19 protein-coding genes are annotated in these 14444 nt (G+C 36.5%); 12 read left to right on the top strand and 7 right to left on the bottom strand.

Features of this window, described 5'->3' with window-relative positions; all coding sequences use genetic code 11:
• Nucleotides 1-7 precede the first annotated feature (7 nt).
• The 9 genes from GKR88_18090 (at nt 8) to GKR88_18050 (ending at nt 6132) form a co-directional block, all read left to right on the top strand.
• Entirely contained in the window at nt 8-991 is a 984-nt protein-coding gene (locus GKR88_18090) for a hypothetical protein (GenBank protein QMU66000.1), read from the top strand.
• Nucleotides 988-1596: a hypothetical protein gene (locus GKR88_18085; protein QMU65999.1), complete on the top strand. Its 609-nt coding sequence runs from the start codon at nt 988-990 to the stop codon at nt 1594-1596. The genes GKR88_18090 and GKR88_18085 overlap by 4 nt, the downstream gene beginning before the upstream one ends.
• Nucleotides 1593-2273 (top strand): site-specific DNA-methyltransferase, encoded by a 681-nt coding sequence (locus GKR88_18080; protein QMU65998.1) that lies wholly within the window; start codon nt 1593-1595, stop codon nt 2271-2273. Before GKR88_18085 ends, GKR88_18080 begins: the two co-directional genes overlap by 4 nt.
• A 25-nt stretch (nt 2274-2298) precedes the next feature.
• Nucleotides 2299-2556, top strand: a complete 258-nt coding sequence (locus GKR88_18075) for a hypothetical protein (GenBank protein QMU65997.1) — start codon at nt 2299-2301, stop codon at nt 2554-2556.
• A 2-nt stretch (nt 2557-2558) separates the two neighbouring features.
• Nucleotides 2559-2768 carry a hypothetical protein gene (locus tag GKR88_18070; GenBank protein QMU65996.1) on the top strand — a complete coding sequence of 70 codons (210 nt, stop codon included), beginning with the start codon at nt 2559-2561 and terminating at the stop codon, nt 2766-2768.
• Nucleotides 2769-3278: 510 nt separating this feature from the next.
• Nucleotides 3279-3566 (top strand): hypothetical protein, encoded by a 288-nt coding sequence (locus GKR88_18065; GenBank protein QMU65995.1) that lies wholly within the window; start codon nt 3279-3281, stop codon nt 3564-3566.
• Nucleotides 3550-4248 carry a hypothetical protein gene (locus GKR88_18060; GenBank protein QMU65994.1) on the top strand — a complete coding sequence of 233 codons (699 nt, stop codon included), beginning with the start codon at nt 3550-3552 and terminating at the stop codon, nt 4246-4248. Before GKR88_18065 ends, GKR88_18060 begins: the two co-directional genes overlap by 17 nt.
• Nucleotides 4211-5320: a hypothetical protein gene (locus GKR88_18055; GenBank protein ID QMU65993.1), complete on the top strand. Its 1110-nt coding sequence runs from the start codon at nt 4211-4213 to the stop codon at nt 5318-5320. The genes GKR88_18060 and GKR88_18055 overlap by 38 nt, the downstream gene beginning before the upstream one ends.
• Entirely contained in the window at nt 5317-6132 is an 816-nt protein-coding gene (locus GKR88_18050; GenBank protein ID QMU65992.1) for a hypothetical protein, read from the top strand. The genes GKR88_18055 and GKR88_18050 overlap by 4 nt, the downstream gene beginning before the upstream one ends.
• A gap of 49 nt (nt 6133-6181) precedes the next feature.
• On the opposite strand, the gene GKR88_18045 is transcribed toward GKR88_18050, so the two are convergent.
• Nucleotides 6182-6349, bottom strand: a complete 168-nt coding sequence (locus tag GKR88_18045) for a hypothetical protein (GenBank protein QMU65991.1) — start codon at nt 6347-6349, stop codon at nt 6182-6184.
• 73 nt (nt 6350-6422) lie between these two features.
• Here GKR88_18045 and GKR88_18040 point away from each other — a divergent pair, with 73 nt between their 5' ends.
• Both GKR88_18040 and GKR88_18035 read left to right on the top strand, forming a co-directional pair.
• A complete protein-coding gene (locus GKR88_18040) occupies nt 6423-6623 on the top strand; it encodes a hypothetical protein (GenBank protein QMU65990.1) in 201 nt (66 codons plus the stop codon).
• A 27-nt stretch (nt 6624-6650) separates the two neighbouring features.
• A complete protein-coding gene (locus tag GKR88_18035) occupies nt 6651-6851 on the top strand; it encodes a helix-turn-helix domain-containing protein (protein QMU65989.1) in 201 nt (66 codons plus the stop codon).
• A gap of 326 nt (nt 6852-7177) precedes the next feature.
• On the opposite strand, the gene GKR88_18030 is transcribed toward GKR88_18035, so the two are convergent.
• Both GKR88_18030 and GKR88_18025 read right to left on the bottom strand, forming a co-directional pair.
• A complete protein-coding gene (locus GKR88_18030) occupies nt 7178-8626 on the bottom strand; it encodes a hypothetical protein (protein QMU65988.1) in 1449 nt (482 codons plus the stop codon).
• On the bottom strand, nt 8619-9041 hold the full coding sequence (locus tag GKR88_18025; protein QMU65987.1) for a hypothetical protein: 423 nt from the start codon (nt 9039-9041) through the stop codon (nt 8619-8621). The genes GKR88_18030 and GKR88_18025 overlap by 8 nt, the downstream gene beginning before the upstream one ends.
• Nucleotides 9042-9544: 503 nt before the next feature.
• On the opposite strand from GKR88_18025, the gene GKR88_18020 reads away from it, so the two are divergent.
• On the top strand, nt 9545-10438 hold the full coding sequence (locus GKR88_18020; protein ID QMU65986.1) for a tyrosine-type recombinase/integrase: 894 nt from the start codon (nt 9545-9547) through the stop codon (nt 10436-10438).
• On the opposite strand, the gene GKR88_18015 is transcribed toward GKR88_18020, so the two are convergent.
• The 4 genes from GKR88_18015 to GKR88_18000 all read right to left on the bottom strand — a co-directional run bounded on the left by GKR88_18015 (nt 10430) and on the right by GKR88_18000 (nt 14410).
• A complete protein-coding gene (locus tag GKR88_18015; GenBank protein QMU65985.1) occupies nt 10430-11317 on the bottom strand; it encodes a tyrosine-type recombinase/integrase in 888 nt (295 codons plus the stop codon). The two genes, GKR88_18020 and GKR88_18015, sit on opposite strands and share 9 nt — an antisense overlap.
• A gap of 461 nt (nt 11318-11778) precedes the next feature.
• The gene (locus GKR88_18010; GenBank protein ID QMU65984.1) at nt 11779-12186 is read right to left on the bottom strand and encodes a hypothetical protein; all 408 of its coding nucleotides are present in this window, start codon (nt 12184-12186) and stop codon (nt 11779-11781) included.
• Between the two features lie 51 nt (nt 12187-12237).
• Nucleotides 12238-12648 carry a hypothetical protein gene (locus GKR88_18005; GenBank protein QMU65983.1) on the bottom strand — a complete coding sequence of 137 codons (411 nt, stop codon included), beginning with the start codon at nt 12646-12648 and terminating at the stop codon, nt 12238-12240.
• Between the two features lie 160 nt (nt 12649-12808).
• Nucleotides 12809-14410, bottom strand: coding sequence for a hypothetical protein (locus GKR88_18000; GenBank protein QMU65982.1), 1602 nt, complete (start codon nt 14408-14410; stop codon nt 12809-12811).
• Between the last annotated feature and the right edge of the window lie 34 nt (nt 14411-14444).

Raw genomic sequence — 14444 nt, 5'->3', positions numbered from 1 at the left:
GATTATTTTGATAGCTTACATCTCAGCATTAGCCGCCGAAATTACCGTTTTCCAAAATATTGCCGAAAATTTACTGGGATTGGCAGAACTCAAAAGTTGGCTCTTTGCACTTACCATTCTAGGCGTGAGCTTCTTATTAGGAATTTATTTTTACGCCCCTATCAAGTTATTTCTTCAATCTGATAGGCGTTTTATCCCTATAGTATTCAAAGTCTATCTTGTGGCAATTGCTCTGTATGTTCTAGCAACAGGGTTTTTAAACTTTGAGCAGTATCAGTACCACAAACTCGAAAACAGATATCAGCTTGAAATTGAAAATCTGGGAAATCTCCAAATGACTGCTTTTACCAATCCTGAAGATGGGGATTTACAAAACGAACTTCAAACCCAAGAGCAAAAAGTAAAGCAAATTGAAAATACGCTATCAACACCTTCTGAGTTAGAAAATTTTCTTGCTCGTTTGCTCTACATCTTGGCAGGTTTTATTGCCTTGCTTACTTCGGCTCTCCTTTTATCAGTCAAATTGACGGTTGCCAAAGTTTTGAAATACAAACACAAATACGAGCGATGCGCTCATCAGATCGTGGCGGTCAAAACTGATTATCAGCACTATTTATCGGTTCAGCGTAAAGCTCGTGAGATTCTTGGAGATTATTTATTTCAATTAGGCAGGTATCAGGCTTTGGAATGTCTACAAGTGATGAGTCCAACCGCAGAGGAACTCATCAATCCTGAAAAAACAGATGCTTTTCAAGACATCGAATCAATCATAGAAGAGGTAAAGGCTGAGGCTGACCTAAAAAACATAGAAGCCCAAGACTCTAAACAGGGAACACCTGAGGAAAAATTACCCGAGACAGAAGTATTTAAAGTTGAAACAGAAAAAAAAGAAGAAAAAAATAGTGAAGAAATCGAACAACCAACCGAACCAATTTTAAGCGAAGAAGAATACAACAATCTTTATAAATCCGAAAAACCAGAGAAATCATGAAAAAAATTCCAATCATTATCTCCATTTTTTGGGTGTTTTCACTAAACGCCCAAACCACCCTTATTTTTGACGACAAAAGCGGATCGGTAAAACCCACTGCAGAGCAAATCAAAAAAAGAGAAACCATCTTAAAAAAAATGCTTTTACAGCGCATTAATTCTAGTGACGACCAAGTGATTCTTTCCTATCTGCAAAAAAACAGTGGCAATATCGCCAATAGCAAAGTTTTAAATGTTTTTAAAACAGAGGTTCCCAAAAGTAACGAAACGCATATTTTAGCATCAATCCCAAGAATTTTTGAAGAGTTACAGCTTAGCGGAAACTTACAAGTAATTTATCTCAGCGATATGCTCGAATATTCCCCCCGAAGAAAACTCTATTTGCGTTCCAAATCTGAGGCAGAAAAAAAAGGCATCGTAGATGCTAATAATATTATCAAAGATTTTGGACTTTCTAAATCTTCTTATCCTGATTTACAAGTTGATTGCTATCTGCCCGTGAGCATGACCAATCAAGCCACTACGTTTTCTTATATCTCGTATTACTGGAAAACAGTATTTCTAACAATTTTTCAAACCAAAAACATAAAATTCCACACACTATGAAAGCGAACACAATTTACCAAATGGACTGTTTGGACGGAATCAAACAGATTCAAAGCAACTCTGTAACACTTATTATTGCTGACCCGCCTTATTTTTTGGGCATGACCCATAATGGGAGCAAAGGTTCTTTTGTCGATTTAGCAATTTGCAAGCCTTTTTTTCTAGAACTTTTTAAAGAGTTCAAACGCATATTGCGTCCTGATGGAGTGGTATTCTATTTTACCGATTGGCGAGGGTATGCCTTTTATTATCCCTTATTTGACTCTGTTTTATCTGCCAAAAATCTCATTATATGGGATAAACTTTCTGGTCCAGGATCTTTTTACTCTTACTGCCATGAGTTGATTTTGTTTCATACCTCCAATACAAAATTACATCTCGGGGGTTCAAATATATGGCGAAACCATAGCTTTGGCAATGAGGCTAAATATACTAATGGAACCAAAGTCCATCCTACCCAAAAACCCAAAGAACTCATTCAAAAAATGATTGAACAACATTCACAGATTGGTGATTTAATCTGTGACCCGTTTTGTGGTTCTGGTACAACGGCACTGGTAGCTCGAACTATGAAGCGAGATTTTATCGGTTTTGAGCTTGATCTAGCCAATTTTAAAATTATGCGAGAACGCTTACAGCGTGATCTAACACAAATCGAAACTATAGATGCAACCTAAAAAATAAAATATGAAATCACAAAAAATGGTGGTAGTCAATCAAGACGAATTGATTGCCGATATACAGCAAACAATTGAGAAAGCATTTGACCGATATAACGCCAACAGACACCCAAAATATGTCACTCCAAAAGCAGCGATGGAAACTTTGGGGGTGCGTATTAGTAAATTACAGCAACTCAGAAATAACGACGAAATCCGTTATTCCATGACCTCATCCAGAGGTATTATGTATCAGTACGATTCGCTCATTGAATATTTAGATCGAAATCTGGTCGAGTAGCCATGGATATAGAAAAATTACATCTTTTAGGAAGTGGGGACGCGTGTGAATATTTAGGTATTAAATATGCACGTTTAAGGGAATTGGTAGAACTCTACAATATTCCCCATGCGGTTTTAAGCTCAGGAATGGTTTTTCTTAAATCAGACATTGAGGCTTTCCAGAAAAATCGCAAGCATAATTTGAAATACGCTCGAAAAAAGATAGGTTGAAAAATCATCTTCAAACACCATCAACATTTATAGGGCAAAAAAAATTTACGAAGAGTTTTTCAGTTCAAAGGAGATTTTATTTGTGCTTGGGTGTTGGGTAGTTGAATCTATTCAATTCTTTCATTGGATAGTATTGCTAAAGTGAGAGATAAATATCAAATAAATAGAGAACATATATTTCAAATTTTAGATTGAAAAAAAGCATTCAAAATACCAGAAATATGTACTCAAAAAAATTTTTAAATAATAAGGTTCACGTGCGAGGATTCCAGGGAGAGTGCCTTGGCACTCTCCCTGGAATCCGCAAGGCTAACCGACGAGCGAGCGGAAATACAGACACTACACGTCTGTATTTACCTCGCAAGGAGGTTATTCAAGACAAACAAAAGATAGTAAACACAGATATAATGTGACTTTACAGCGTTTTTGAGCTTCATTAGAAAGAGCCTCAATGAAGCGCTAACGAAGCCCTGATGAAATCCAAATGAAGAATCTAAAAAATGTAAAAAAATGATCGATTATATTATCATTCCCGTTAGCCTGATTCTCCTGATTCTATTGTTTCGACCACGAGCTTCTTACAGACGAAAATATTCCTTTTACGGCAAATCTTTAGAATCAGAAATAAGAGCTGCCGAGCGGGCTAATGTAATTTTGGCGGGTCAATTGCGCAAAGTCGAGCAGGAATTAGATCGTCTCAAAAAAAATTCTGTCAACCTTGCCCAATATCAAAAACTACAAAAAGAATGCGATTTACTAGAAAAATTTATAAAACAACACATTGAAAAAAAACTCTAAATACAATTTTTTAGGCTATCTAAAACAAGTCTACGGACGTCTGCCCCTTGAACCGTTTATAAGTAAATCAGAACAAGCAAACGCCCTGGAGATAGGAACGTTTTCCATTGAACCCGAAACCTTGTTACAAGCCGCTCGAGATCAGAACGATCTCTGCGATTATCTGATTCATTGGTACAATCAAGAATCACATCAGGGCAAAGCCCGAATTGATGAATTTAAACAAAGTATCCCCTCAGCAATTCGGTGGCGATTTAGCTATGAGCTTGGAGAGAAAGAAAAAAAATTCAAATTCGTTCTAACAATTTCACAGTTGAGATTAACATATATGTCTCAAAACCCAGCTCCTGATGAAAAAAAACTATCACTCAGCCAAATCAATGCAGAAATTGCCATTTATAAGGCTCAATTTCTGGAAACTAAATTTCGTCCAGAGGTATTTTTTTTTACCAAAGGAGGGTTTAAGACCTTATTTCCATTTGGGAATCGCCAGCGAAATGTACAGATACTTGGTGGAGCAGGCTCTGGCAAATCTGAGCTTATAAAACTATTTATGTACTCTGATTTACAGAATGGAAAAGGGTGTTTTTTGCTCGATCCTCACGGCGATTTAGCCTCAGAAATATCACAATTCAAAGGGAAAGATGATAAAATACTTTATCTATCCCCCGTTTGGGGGTAAACTCGGGTATTATTTTCGTTTTAATCCGCTCCAACATCAATACTATGATAGCCCTAATGCAGTCAAACAAGCCTTTGTATCGGTAAAATCACAGGAACTACTAAACGCTTTTTCAATCATAATGGCGCAGGAATTCTCGCCCAATATGGAGCGCATTATTTTTAACTGTATGCAAGTTTTACTTTCTCATAAAGGAATGAATCTACGAGATTTTTTGCGTTTTTTAAGACCTCCAACAAGTCAGGCATACGAACTATTGGGAAAAAAGCATTATTCCGAATCGGTGCGACTATTTTTTGAACATGAATTTAATGAGAGACGACTTGAGATCACCAAAGCCTCAATTTTAACCCGTTTTGAAAATGCACTGGCTAATTATCACGTGGCAAAGATATTTGACTGCAAAGAGAGTTCGTTTGATCTCCAAAAATCATTGAATCAAGGAAAGTGTCTGCTTTTTAATCTCTCACAAGGAAAATTAGGAGAATCAGGCAGTAAAATGCTTGGCAGTTTTATTATGGCGGAACTCACCACTCTGGCACTCCAAAAAGAGAGAATTCCTGTGCAATTTCGCAAACCATGGATGGGTTACATCGACGAATGTCAGAACTACCTTACCGAACGCATTGATAAAATATTAAGTGAAGCAAGGAAATATGCACTTCATATCACATTAGCAAATCAATTTTTAGGACAGGTTCAGAATTCACGCCTTAAAGATTCTATTCTTGCCAACACCAACATCAAGTGCCTTGGCTACAGTAGTTACAAAGACTATGAGAAGATGAGCAAAGAGATGAATTTCAAAGGCAAACAGACCCCAAAACTTGGGAAAGGTCGCTTTATTGTCAAAGTGGGAGCCCATGACCCGATTGTAATTCAGGTATACGATTTTCTGGTTGGAAAAAAAGGCAGTTGCTATATCAGCCCAGAACAACATCGTAAGCGATTAAACCATAATTTACAGAATTACTATACCAAAACCGTTGAGCCTCCAAAAACCGAAAAAGGCGATGTCTCTAAGGTCAACAAACCGAAAACTGAGCTCCCTAAAATCAAAGACATCCTATGAATATCTTAAGTACCAAACATACCCGTTTATTAGTCTTTTTAGCTCGATATAAATACCTGTGTACAGAGCAAATTTACCGTTTAATTTATGCTGATAAAACCCTCCGTGCCTGCCAACAAGCCTTAGAATATCTTGACCGAAAAGGCTATATCAAACGAGCCAAACTCCCAAGAAGTCACAACCTAAATTTTGGCTACTTGTCATATTTAACAAAACAAGGACTGGAGCTTGTTCTAAATGAACAACAGGCAGACAATCAGACCTATGCCAAATCCCTGGTGACAAAGCCTTTTTCTTCAATCAATCATTATTATCATCGTAAATGTCTGGTGGATTTCCAGATCAAACTAGACCAGGATATTTTGCACTTGCCTACTATTAAGCTCAAAACAGTGTTAACCGAGGCAGGACAAAAACAAGTCGGCAAAAAATATGTTACCGAAACCAAACTCACTTTGGGCAGGGTCTCTATTATTCCTGATTTGATTTTTGTTTTACGCAATGTTCAAACTGATATTCAAAGAGTGTTTATGGTAGAAATTGATAGCGGCATTGAAGCTATTGGAGGGCAGTTTGATACCATTCCAAAAGGCTCTCTGTTATATAAGTACAGAATCTATGAGAAATTTCTCCAATCCAATGACTGGCAAGAACAGATTGGTACCAATGCGGAAACATTTCAAATACTTACTGTGACAGAACGCGAAACACATCTGAAAACACTTACAGAGAGGATAGAAAAAAATATGGACTATCCAGAATATTTCTTGGGGAGTACGTTGAATTGGTGCAAAAAAGGAATTTGTTTTTAGATGGGATTTGGATCAATAAAGGAAAATATCAGGCTCTTTTGGGCTGATTTTAAAGCTGTTTCTTCTCCTCATCACACCAATCATAGAGCAAAGCAACCAAACGTTGGATAAATTCATAGTGTTTTGACTTTTCCCGATGGTCAAAAACATTATCCGCATCACAAAGGTGTTTGATAACTTCATCAAAATCATTTGCAGTAAAAGGCGGTAAAGGCATTTGGTTTTATCATACCAAGCTATTTCATTCCATGCAACTATTTCTTGGTAGTTTTTCGAATACCATTAAAATTATGGATAGACCAAAAATATTGGCTTTTGGCGATGTGGCAGATTTTCTTAGAATTTCTAAACAACGTTTGGGTGTTTTAATCAAACACTACTCAATTCCACATCAAATGACTTCCGCTGGGCGAGTGTTTTTTGAAGAAGACATTATTGCATTCCAAGAAGCCAGAAAAGACAAAATGAAATACAGACGGAAAAAATATTAGTCTATGATTTTTTGAAAATAAACTAATATGCACAATCCAAAAGTCCTCGGTCACAAAGATGCTGCTCGTTTGTTGGGTATTTCAAAACAGCGATTCAATTACCTGATTACCAGATATGAAATTCCTCATCAGAAAACTTCTGGTGGAAGAGTCTTTTTTGAACATGATATTTTAGCTTTTCAGGAGGGTAGAAAAAATGAGCTAAAACATTGTCGAAAAAACCCCTAGTTTTCATTAAATGAGGCTCTTGATTTGTAGAAAAAAAGAAGAAAAAATATCCCTGTTTTTGTCTTTCGAAAATGAAAAGCCCGTTTTTATCTTTTACCTGCACAGTTATTGTCGGATTTGTTTTTCTGTTTTCTCTTGGGTGGCATTTTCGAGATCAGGTAGCTACGATTATTTTGAGTAGATATTGTGAAGTAGAAGATACTGATACACTCAAAAATGGTCTTGAAGCATATTATATAACGTGTTATTTTTGAAATTCAAACCCTATTTACATCGCACAATATTTATTGTTTTGATTAACTTGTTGGGTTAACCTGCTCATAGACTCAAGTAGCATTTTTAAGCCCTGGTTCTCCAAACTGTTTCGTCCAGAGGAGTTTTTCAGTAAATTTCTGATAATTCAGCTCTCGATTGGCTAATAGACCGAGTTTTTGCAATCGCTGAGTCGCATTCTCTTTCTGGGTTAAGTTTGAGTAATAAATATTGGGCAACATAAGATCATTAAAGAGTTTTCGTAAATCCATGATTTCTGAGTTTTTCAGAATAAGTCCATCATAGGAAACTCCAAGTTTGTGCAGAAACGCATTATTTCGCTCAAGCGTTGCTTGAGTCGGGTAATCGCCTGTAAAATCAGACGGATAAAACAAATACGATTCCAAGCCGTAGTTCTGAAACAAATCATACATCAAATGAGCATTCACGACCTTGGCAATGTCTTTGCTATCAAAATGACTGGGAACTGTTACTTTGGTCTCCGATTTAGGAATGGTCAAAACAATTTCCCCATTTCTCAGATTTGCCGTAACTCCTCGGACAAAAATAGTATCGGAAATAGCTTTGTTTTCGAGTTCAGATTTCTGTTTTTCCTGGGTTTGGGTATCTTTTTCCAGTCTTTTGAGTAATTCCTCCAATTCATCGTATTGTTGTTCGAGTTTTCGTTTTTTCTCGAAGTTTTTTTCATCTCGGATAGCTTCTTTGAGCTCTTTAAGCCGAGTTTTGGTGAGATCGGTCTGCTCATTTAGTATTGAAAGGGATTTCTCCAAGTTTTTTTGCTGTTCTTCTTGCTCTCGGATTTGTTTTTGTTTGGTAAACAGATTCTCTTGTAAATCAGCGCCTGTCACAATTGGTTTGAGATTGAAGTGTTTTCCAATCTTTGCTTTGGTAGCTTCGCTGATGTTTTTATCGTCAAAAATCGCAAAGACAACTTGGTTAAATGCTCTCGGAGAAGATACATCTAGGTTTGACTGATTAATAACGGTGATAATTATGGCAGTATCACTCCCAAAGCCGTTATTTTCGAGCAAGGCAAAAAATTGAGAAAATTGCTGGTATTTTTCTACCAGTAATTTTACTTGCCCTGTTTCGTGGGCTTTTAGGAGTTTTTGTAGAATTTCATAATTGTTGAATCCTTCTGCTTTCCATTCGTCAATGAGATTTTCGGCGGTTTGAGCTTGATTAATATTTTTCTCCAAGGTATTTTCTCCTTTGTTTAAATTTTCATTCTTACGAAGTCTTTGGATTTCTCTCTGAGACAAATCTTCAAGTGAAAAATTCTCGTCAAACAATTGTCTTTCCTCCAGAAGTTGATTGATTTCCTGACGGTTTTTTTCTGAATTTTTTATTTGATTCTCATGTAAAAAATCAGTCACGGACTGCTCTTGTTCCGCAGCTTTGATTTGTTTTACTTTGGTTTGATGGTTCTGAAAATCTTTTGTTGTCTTATTTTTGGGAGTAGGTTTTTGAGAATTTTCAGGAGATTTTAGAAATTCATTCATTCTTTTTCTTCATACCAAGTTTCCGTTCAATCCTATCATAGATTCGTTCTAATTTGATACTATCCTTTTTAATTTTTTGTTCGAGCAAATAATTTTTAGCATCTAAACGAGCCACGAAATAATCTTCAACTGTAATCCCATGTTTTTTAATCAGAGCTTTGCCTTCGGGAACAGACAGCGACAGGAGTTTTTTGGCAGTTAATCCGTAAAACAATGGCACAGAATCTTTTTGAATGATTGTTTTTGAGGCTGATTTGGACTTTTGTTGGGCTTGAATTGAAAATCCACAAATAAATAGGACTAGGAAAAAAAGATTTTTTTCATGATAAAAATGTTTTATACCCTTGCTGTCACTCCAAGAGCAGTTAACATTTTTACAAAAAAGAAGCGTGAGACAGTCACCTACTGTATCCAAGGTATCGCCAAACACCCATCCACGAATAGACGAAGCCCACGCCGTAGCGTAAGCATTCGAATCATTTTACTCTCATGGATTTCTAAAAATTGGCGATTTTTGGATTCAGAGTAAAAGCGAACGCTTTAACTTTAATATTTTACAGCACTACTGTTGTTCGTGCTTTTGCAAAGTTAAAAATTTTTAATTGTCGATTTTTTGTAAAGTTTTGTTATTACCGTAAAAACAGGTTTTCTTTGACATATCACAAGCAGGCAATAGAATGATACCAATGGGTCGCTGGCTTTATCTAAAGAACGAAGTCAAAACCTATGAATACTCAATTGCAATGCATGTTTAGGAGATTTTAGGCAAGGAATTAGCGGCTTTTAACCAATTGGCCGTGAGTTCAATCCTCACCCGACCCACCATTTCCTTACTACAACAACAAAAAACAAGCATTTGAACAAATAAAGTATTCATTGACGACCTATTGATCTATACCTTTTAACCCTCAATAGGCTATGTATTCTGTTCAAATGCTACACAATCGTTTTTGTGATTATAAACTTCAAATTCAAAGGCTTTCATTGGCCACTATTCAGTGGCACAAAAATAGTTTCAATTCATTTTTGAAATATTCTTCGGTTTCTGAAATTTCTCAAATAGATGTGGATACCATTGAAAATTGGCTGATTTGGGGGCGTACTCAGAGAAATTGGTCTATCAAGACACATCACGGCTTACTGATGGCAATAAGTGTTTTTTTGAACTGGTGTGTAGAGAAAAATATTATTGCTCAGAACCCAGCTAAACAAATCCCTAAGCCTAAATTGTCTAAAAACAGGATTCCAAAACACCTTACCTTAGAGCAAGCTCAACTCATTTTAAGTTGTGCCAAAACGTATTCTTATACCTGTAGTCACGAACGCCAACGTGCCGTGGCTATTTTTGCTATGTTTATGTACGCTGGTCTTCGTTTTAAGGAATTGGTGCATCTAAAACTCTCCGATGTTAATTTCAAAACAGGTTTAATAAGCGTATTTTCTGGTAAAGGAGACAAGGATCTTACGGTTCCTATTTGTGAGAGCCTTACGGGATATCTTATGCCATACCTTAAACAGCGAGAATGTATCAATCCATACAGTGTTTATTTTTTTGTGGGAACACGGGGACAAAGCCCATTAGGTTATAATGTTATCAAACGTCTTTTTGCCAAAGTCAAACAAAAATCAGGTATCTATTTCCACCCACACATGCTCCGACATACGTTTGCAACTTTGATGTTACAGAGCGGAGTCAATATTCGAGATTTGGCTGAAATGATGGGTCATAGCAACATTGAAACAACTGCTTTATATTTGGGTGCTACCGTCGAACACCTCAAAAGTGAAATAAACAAACACCCACTAAAATAGCTCGGTTTTATTGAAATTACGCTTGATATTTTCGTTATCCATACTCATATAAATTTCCGTTGTGGAAATATGGGAATGTCCTAGAATTGTTTTTAAGTCATAAGGGTTTAAATTGGCTTCTAAAGACAACTTGGCAAAAGTATGTCGGAGCATGTGTGGGGTCATCTTGAAACCGCATTTGATAGATAGTTTTTTGAAAATCGCATACAGATTTTTTGGTGTAAGAGCTTTGCAAGAACGTACACTAGTAAATAAGTACGAAGAAACAGGCAAGCGCTCATTACGCTTGCCCAGATAGAATTTTAAGATGGGGACGAGTTTAGGATGCAGTGGAACCGTGCGATCTTTGCTCCCTTTTCCCTGGCGGACGTAAAATTCGCTTTCTTCAAAATTAATATCCTGATTTTTTAAATTCAGGAGTTCACTCATACGAATACCAGTATAGAAGAACATAAATATAATAGCCATATTGCGCCAATGCTCCAAGGGGTATGTCCAACTAAAGGTATGAATTTCGGCAATGAGTTTCTGTATTTGATTTTTGGTCAAACAGCGAAGCAGATGCTTCGGGAGTCGTGGTTTAGCGATAGCATTTACAGGATTGGTTTTGAAATACTCCTGCCTAATCAGAAAATCAAAAAAGGTTTTGAGGTTTTGGCGATAGTTTCGAAAGGTTTTAGGAGACCAAAGACGTTTTTCGGTCATAGACTGCATAAAATAAGCAATGGTTTGCGTATTATAATCTTTTAGATTTTCGCAGTCGGTTTGGTCTTCCAAAAGATAGACCATGGCGATAATATCCTTTATGTAGGGTTTGGTCAGGTTCTTTTCATAGAGAGCGAACTGTTTGAATGATGTCACAAAATCAGATAATTGCATAGGGAAAAAAAGTAAACAACAGGAGCTTTTTATAAATCACGGAACAAAAATTTCAGAACATTTTTTATAGATGAAACCCAAATTTTTTGGTTTGGGGTGCGATTGTTAAAAAACAAACATCTTCACAGCGTCTTATTCAAAAAGACTAATTTTTATACCTATTGGCTCAATGTTTTTCTTCATGAGGTTGAGAAAATTTGAATTTGTCAGACAACCTCTGACCTTTGTAAATATTATGAACAGTCATGCTTAGCGAGATCAAGCCAAATCGAAAATCCCCGACACTGTCGGGGATTTTGAATATTTAAGATAAAAAAGCCGCATTCTTTCAAGATTCTGTATCGGAAATCACTCTCCCAAACTCGCCTGCGGGTTTAGAACTTAATTCTTTGAGCGTTCCCGTGCCATACGTGGCCTTTTCCTTGCCTTGCTGCTAGTATAATTGAACTGCCTTTAAAATTTTATTGTTTGGTAAAATGAGTATAGCCAACTTTTGGATGTATAGTTTCTAAAGTCATTTTATCATCTCCCAGACTGTTTATAGCGTATTCTACAGCCTTTCCTGGGTCATATACATCACTACTTACGGCAATTAATTTGAGAAAAGTATGTTCAGAACCATTAGGCGCAAATTCACTATTAATAGAGTAAGTGAATTCCTGAGTAGGTTCTCCAGTGTAATATTTATAGCAAGTACCATTACTTTCGAATTTAATTTTGTAATTGGCATCATCATCTACAACCCAAGTACCTATAATTAGTTGTTTTTCTTCTTGCACTAAAGTGGATTGTTGAAAAAATAAAAATCCCGCAGTACTCATAAAAAGCAATCCTATTGCCGCTATTTTTAAAATTTGTTTTTTCACCATTTTTAAATCATTAAAGAAAGGGTAGCATAATTTATATACTACCCATAAATTTTATTCTCTTGTAAAATAGATATAACTGAGTTTTGGCTGTATAGTTTCTAAAGTCATTTTATCATCTCCCAGACTGTTTATAGCGTATTCTACAACCTCTCCTGGATCATATACATCACTACTTACGGCAATTAATTTGAGAAAAGTATGTTCAGAACCATTAGGCGCAAATTCACTACTAATAGAGTAAGTGAATTCTTCTATTGTCCCATCTGAAGAATGCCAAAAACAAATTCCGCTATCGGTAAATTCAAGTTTCCAATTAGGTGCGCTATCACAAGCCCAAGTACCAATAATATTTTGTTTTCTATCTTGTAACCACTGGGATTGATATATGGTGAACCCTGCTATTACAATTATTATTGTTATCCCTACAATTTTTAATACTGCTTTATTGATTGTTTTTTTCATGATATATTAATTTTTAGTTACATTTTATGGAATCTTTTACTTTATTAAAAAGTGATTTTCTATGCGGTAGACCTTTTTCACCTCCGTTAATTAGTCGGGTTACTTTTTTTACTGTAGTGGTTGCAGTTATACTATTAGAATCTACTTTATTCTGATAAAATCACAAGGCACTAACTACTGCAATTTCTTTATCAGAAGCAACCAAACCTGGATTGGTAGTAAAATCTTTTGTACTGCTATACCTGTTTTGATAATGCGTAGTGAACTGTTGGTAATTATATTCTCCTGTTAATTGTATAATTCCTCTCCCTCTAAATTTATAACCATCTCCAGTATCTGTATTTCCTAATTTATTCTTAGCACCTCTGTAAGCATCGTCATAGACCCTATTCGCAAATTTTTGTTTGTTTACATATACAGATGTAGAATCTCGTTTATAATCGTTAGGGTTTGCTTTTGTAGAGTCTGCCGTAGGGCTGGCGATAGTATTAAAGTATTCATCCCAATAATTCTTAGTTCCTAACTTGGCCCATCTGTAATTCAGGTTTTCTTCAAAAGCTTCAAATTCGTCTTTATTAGCAGGAGCAAAACTACTTTCATGCCCAGCTTGTGCCAAAAAGTGCTGTAGTTTTTCATCAGTGTCAATGCCATAATCTTTTCCGTGTGTGTTAATGGCATCGGCTATGTCTTCTAAAATATCTTCATCGGTATCTGTAAATACTTTTTTTAGGTCTTCTTTGGTCGTTTCGCATTTGTCTACACAGATTCCCTGGTGGTTCTCTACCTTGCCCTCTGGGCATACACAATTTCCGTCTGCATCTTCAATTTTATTTGAAGCGGGAGGGCATACACAGACTTCATCTATCATTACCTTTCCACTCCCTGGAGTACATCTGGGGTCTGCTAACTCAACAGGAGCCGTAAGCGTCGTATCTCCATCACCATCGGAGTTTCCTCCTCCTCCACCTCCGCCAATAAGCTGATCTCCTCCCGAGCCATCATCCCCTCCCAGTGGGTCTCCCACAGGGCTGTCTGGAACACCGTAGTTTTCACAGTGTGAAAAATCTATATACAACAGCGGACTGCCGCTACAGTAAGAAATGCGATCATCTTGTAAAGCTGGCAAGTGTCCGTCTGCATTGCCTCCCAAATTACACTGGTCATATACCAAAATACCTTCACAAGGACCGCTACCCGTACCACCACCGTCATTCGGAAAAACCCAGTCAAAAGCATCTCTGGAAGACAGGTTAAGGCCGTCCAGATTTAAGTATTCTTCGGAAATCACATACGAAGTGGCTTTCTCATACAACGTTTCGGAATCGGTAAGATCAGTGAACTCATAAGAGACCAAAAAATAGGTAAACACGCCATTGTGTTTTTTGACTAAGAAATTCTCAAAATCAGAGGTTTCCAAAACAGGGCTTTGTGTTTGAAATGTCCAGGTAATGACATCATCTATAACAATCCTGTTAATTTCATCGGTAAAAATAGTTAAACCATCGGCAACTTCAGTAAAAGTTCTACTGTAGGTGTTTTGTTGTTGTGTGTTAGAGAATCTTCGCTCAATCAAAGGTAATGATTGTTTGATTTCTTTATCTGCAAGCAATTCCTGATAAGTCATTTTCTCTAAAGTGTAGGTAAACTTTTTAGACGCAACAGTGTTTTGAGGATTCATAAAATCTTCTTCTATACAGTTCCATAAGAACAAAGATACGCCAAAGAGTAAAACTCCTAGTTTGATACATGGCTTTGTTTTCATTTTCATGATTTGACATGTTTTAAAATTAAACCCG

It is taken from the genome of Flavobacteriaceae bacterium, from assembly GCA_014075215.1.
Lineage (GTDB): Bacteria > Bacteroidota > Bacteroidia > Flavobacteriales > Flavobacteriaceae > Polaribacter.
This window is presented reverse-complemented; position numbering and strand designations above follow the sequence as displayed.

What these genes read in the sequence shown, in the direction of transcription:
- GKR88_18075 (QMU65997.1), top strand. Translation starts at nt 2,299, where the DNA reads ATGGTGGTAGTCAATCAAGACGAATTGATTGCCGATATACAGCAAACA.
- GKR88_18020 (QMU65986.1), top strand. Translation starts at nt 9,545, where the DNA reads ATGTATTCTGTTCAAATGCTACACAATCGTTTTTGTGATTATAAACTT.
- GKR88_18045 (QMU65991.1), bottom strand. Translation starts at nt 6,349, where the DNA reads ATGCCTTTACCGCCTTTTACTGCAAATGATTTTGATGAAGTTATCAAA.
- GKR88_18000 (QMU65982.1), bottom strand. Translation starts at nt 14,410, where the DNA reads ATGAAAACAAAGCCATGTATCAAACTAGGAGTTTTACTCTTTGGCGTA.
- GKR88_18065 (QMU65995.1), top strand. Translation starts at nt 3,279, where the DNA reads ATGATCGATTATATTATCATTCCCGTTAGCCTGATTCTCCTGATTCTA.
- GKR88_18015 (QMU65985.1), bottom strand. Translation starts at nt 11,317, where the DNA reads ATGCAATTATCTGATTTTGTGACATCATTCAAACAGTTCGCTCTCTAT.
- GKR88_18055 (QMU65993.1), top strand. Translation starts at nt 4,211, where the DNA reads ATGATAAAATACTTTATCTATCCCCCGTTTGGGGGTAAACTCGGGTAT.
- GKR88_18030 (QMU65988.1), bottom strand. Translation starts at nt 8,626, where the DNA reads ATGAATGAATTTCTAAAATCTCCTGAAAATTCTCAAAAACCTACTCCC.
- GKR88_18070 (QMU65996.1), top strand. Translation starts at nt 2,559, where the DNA reads ATGGATATAGAAAAATTACATCTTTTAGGAAGTGGGGACGCGTGTGAA.
- GKR88_18005 (QMU65983.1), bottom strand. Translation starts at nt 12,648, where the DNA reads ATGAAAAAAACAATCAATAAAGCAGTATTAAAAATTGTAGGGATAACA.
- GKR88_18035 (QMU65989.1), top strand. Translation starts at nt 6,651, where the DNA reads ATGCACAATCCAAAAGTCCTCGGTCACAAAGATGCTGCTCGTTTGTTG.
- GKR88_18050 (QMU65992.1), top strand. Translation starts at nt 5,317, where the DNA reads ATGAATATCTTAAGTACCAAACATACCCGTTTATTAGTCTTTTTAGCT.
- GKR88_18085 (QMU65999.1), top strand. Translation starts at nt 988, where the DNA reads ATGAAAAAAATTCCAATCATTATCTCCATTTTTTGGGTGTTTTCACTA.
- GKR88_18010 (QMU65984.1), bottom strand. Translation starts at nt 12,186, where the DNA reads ATGGTGAAAAAACAAATTTTAAAAATAGCGGCAATAGGATTGCTTTTT.
- GKR88_18080 (QMU65998.1), top strand. Translation starts at nt 1,593, where the DNA reads ATGAAAGCGAACACAATTTACCAAATGGACTGTTTGGACGGAATCAAA.
- GKR88_18040 (QMU65990.1), top strand. Translation starts at nt 6,423, where the DNA reads ATGGATAGACCAAAAATATTGGCTTTTGGCGATGTGGCAGATTTTCTT.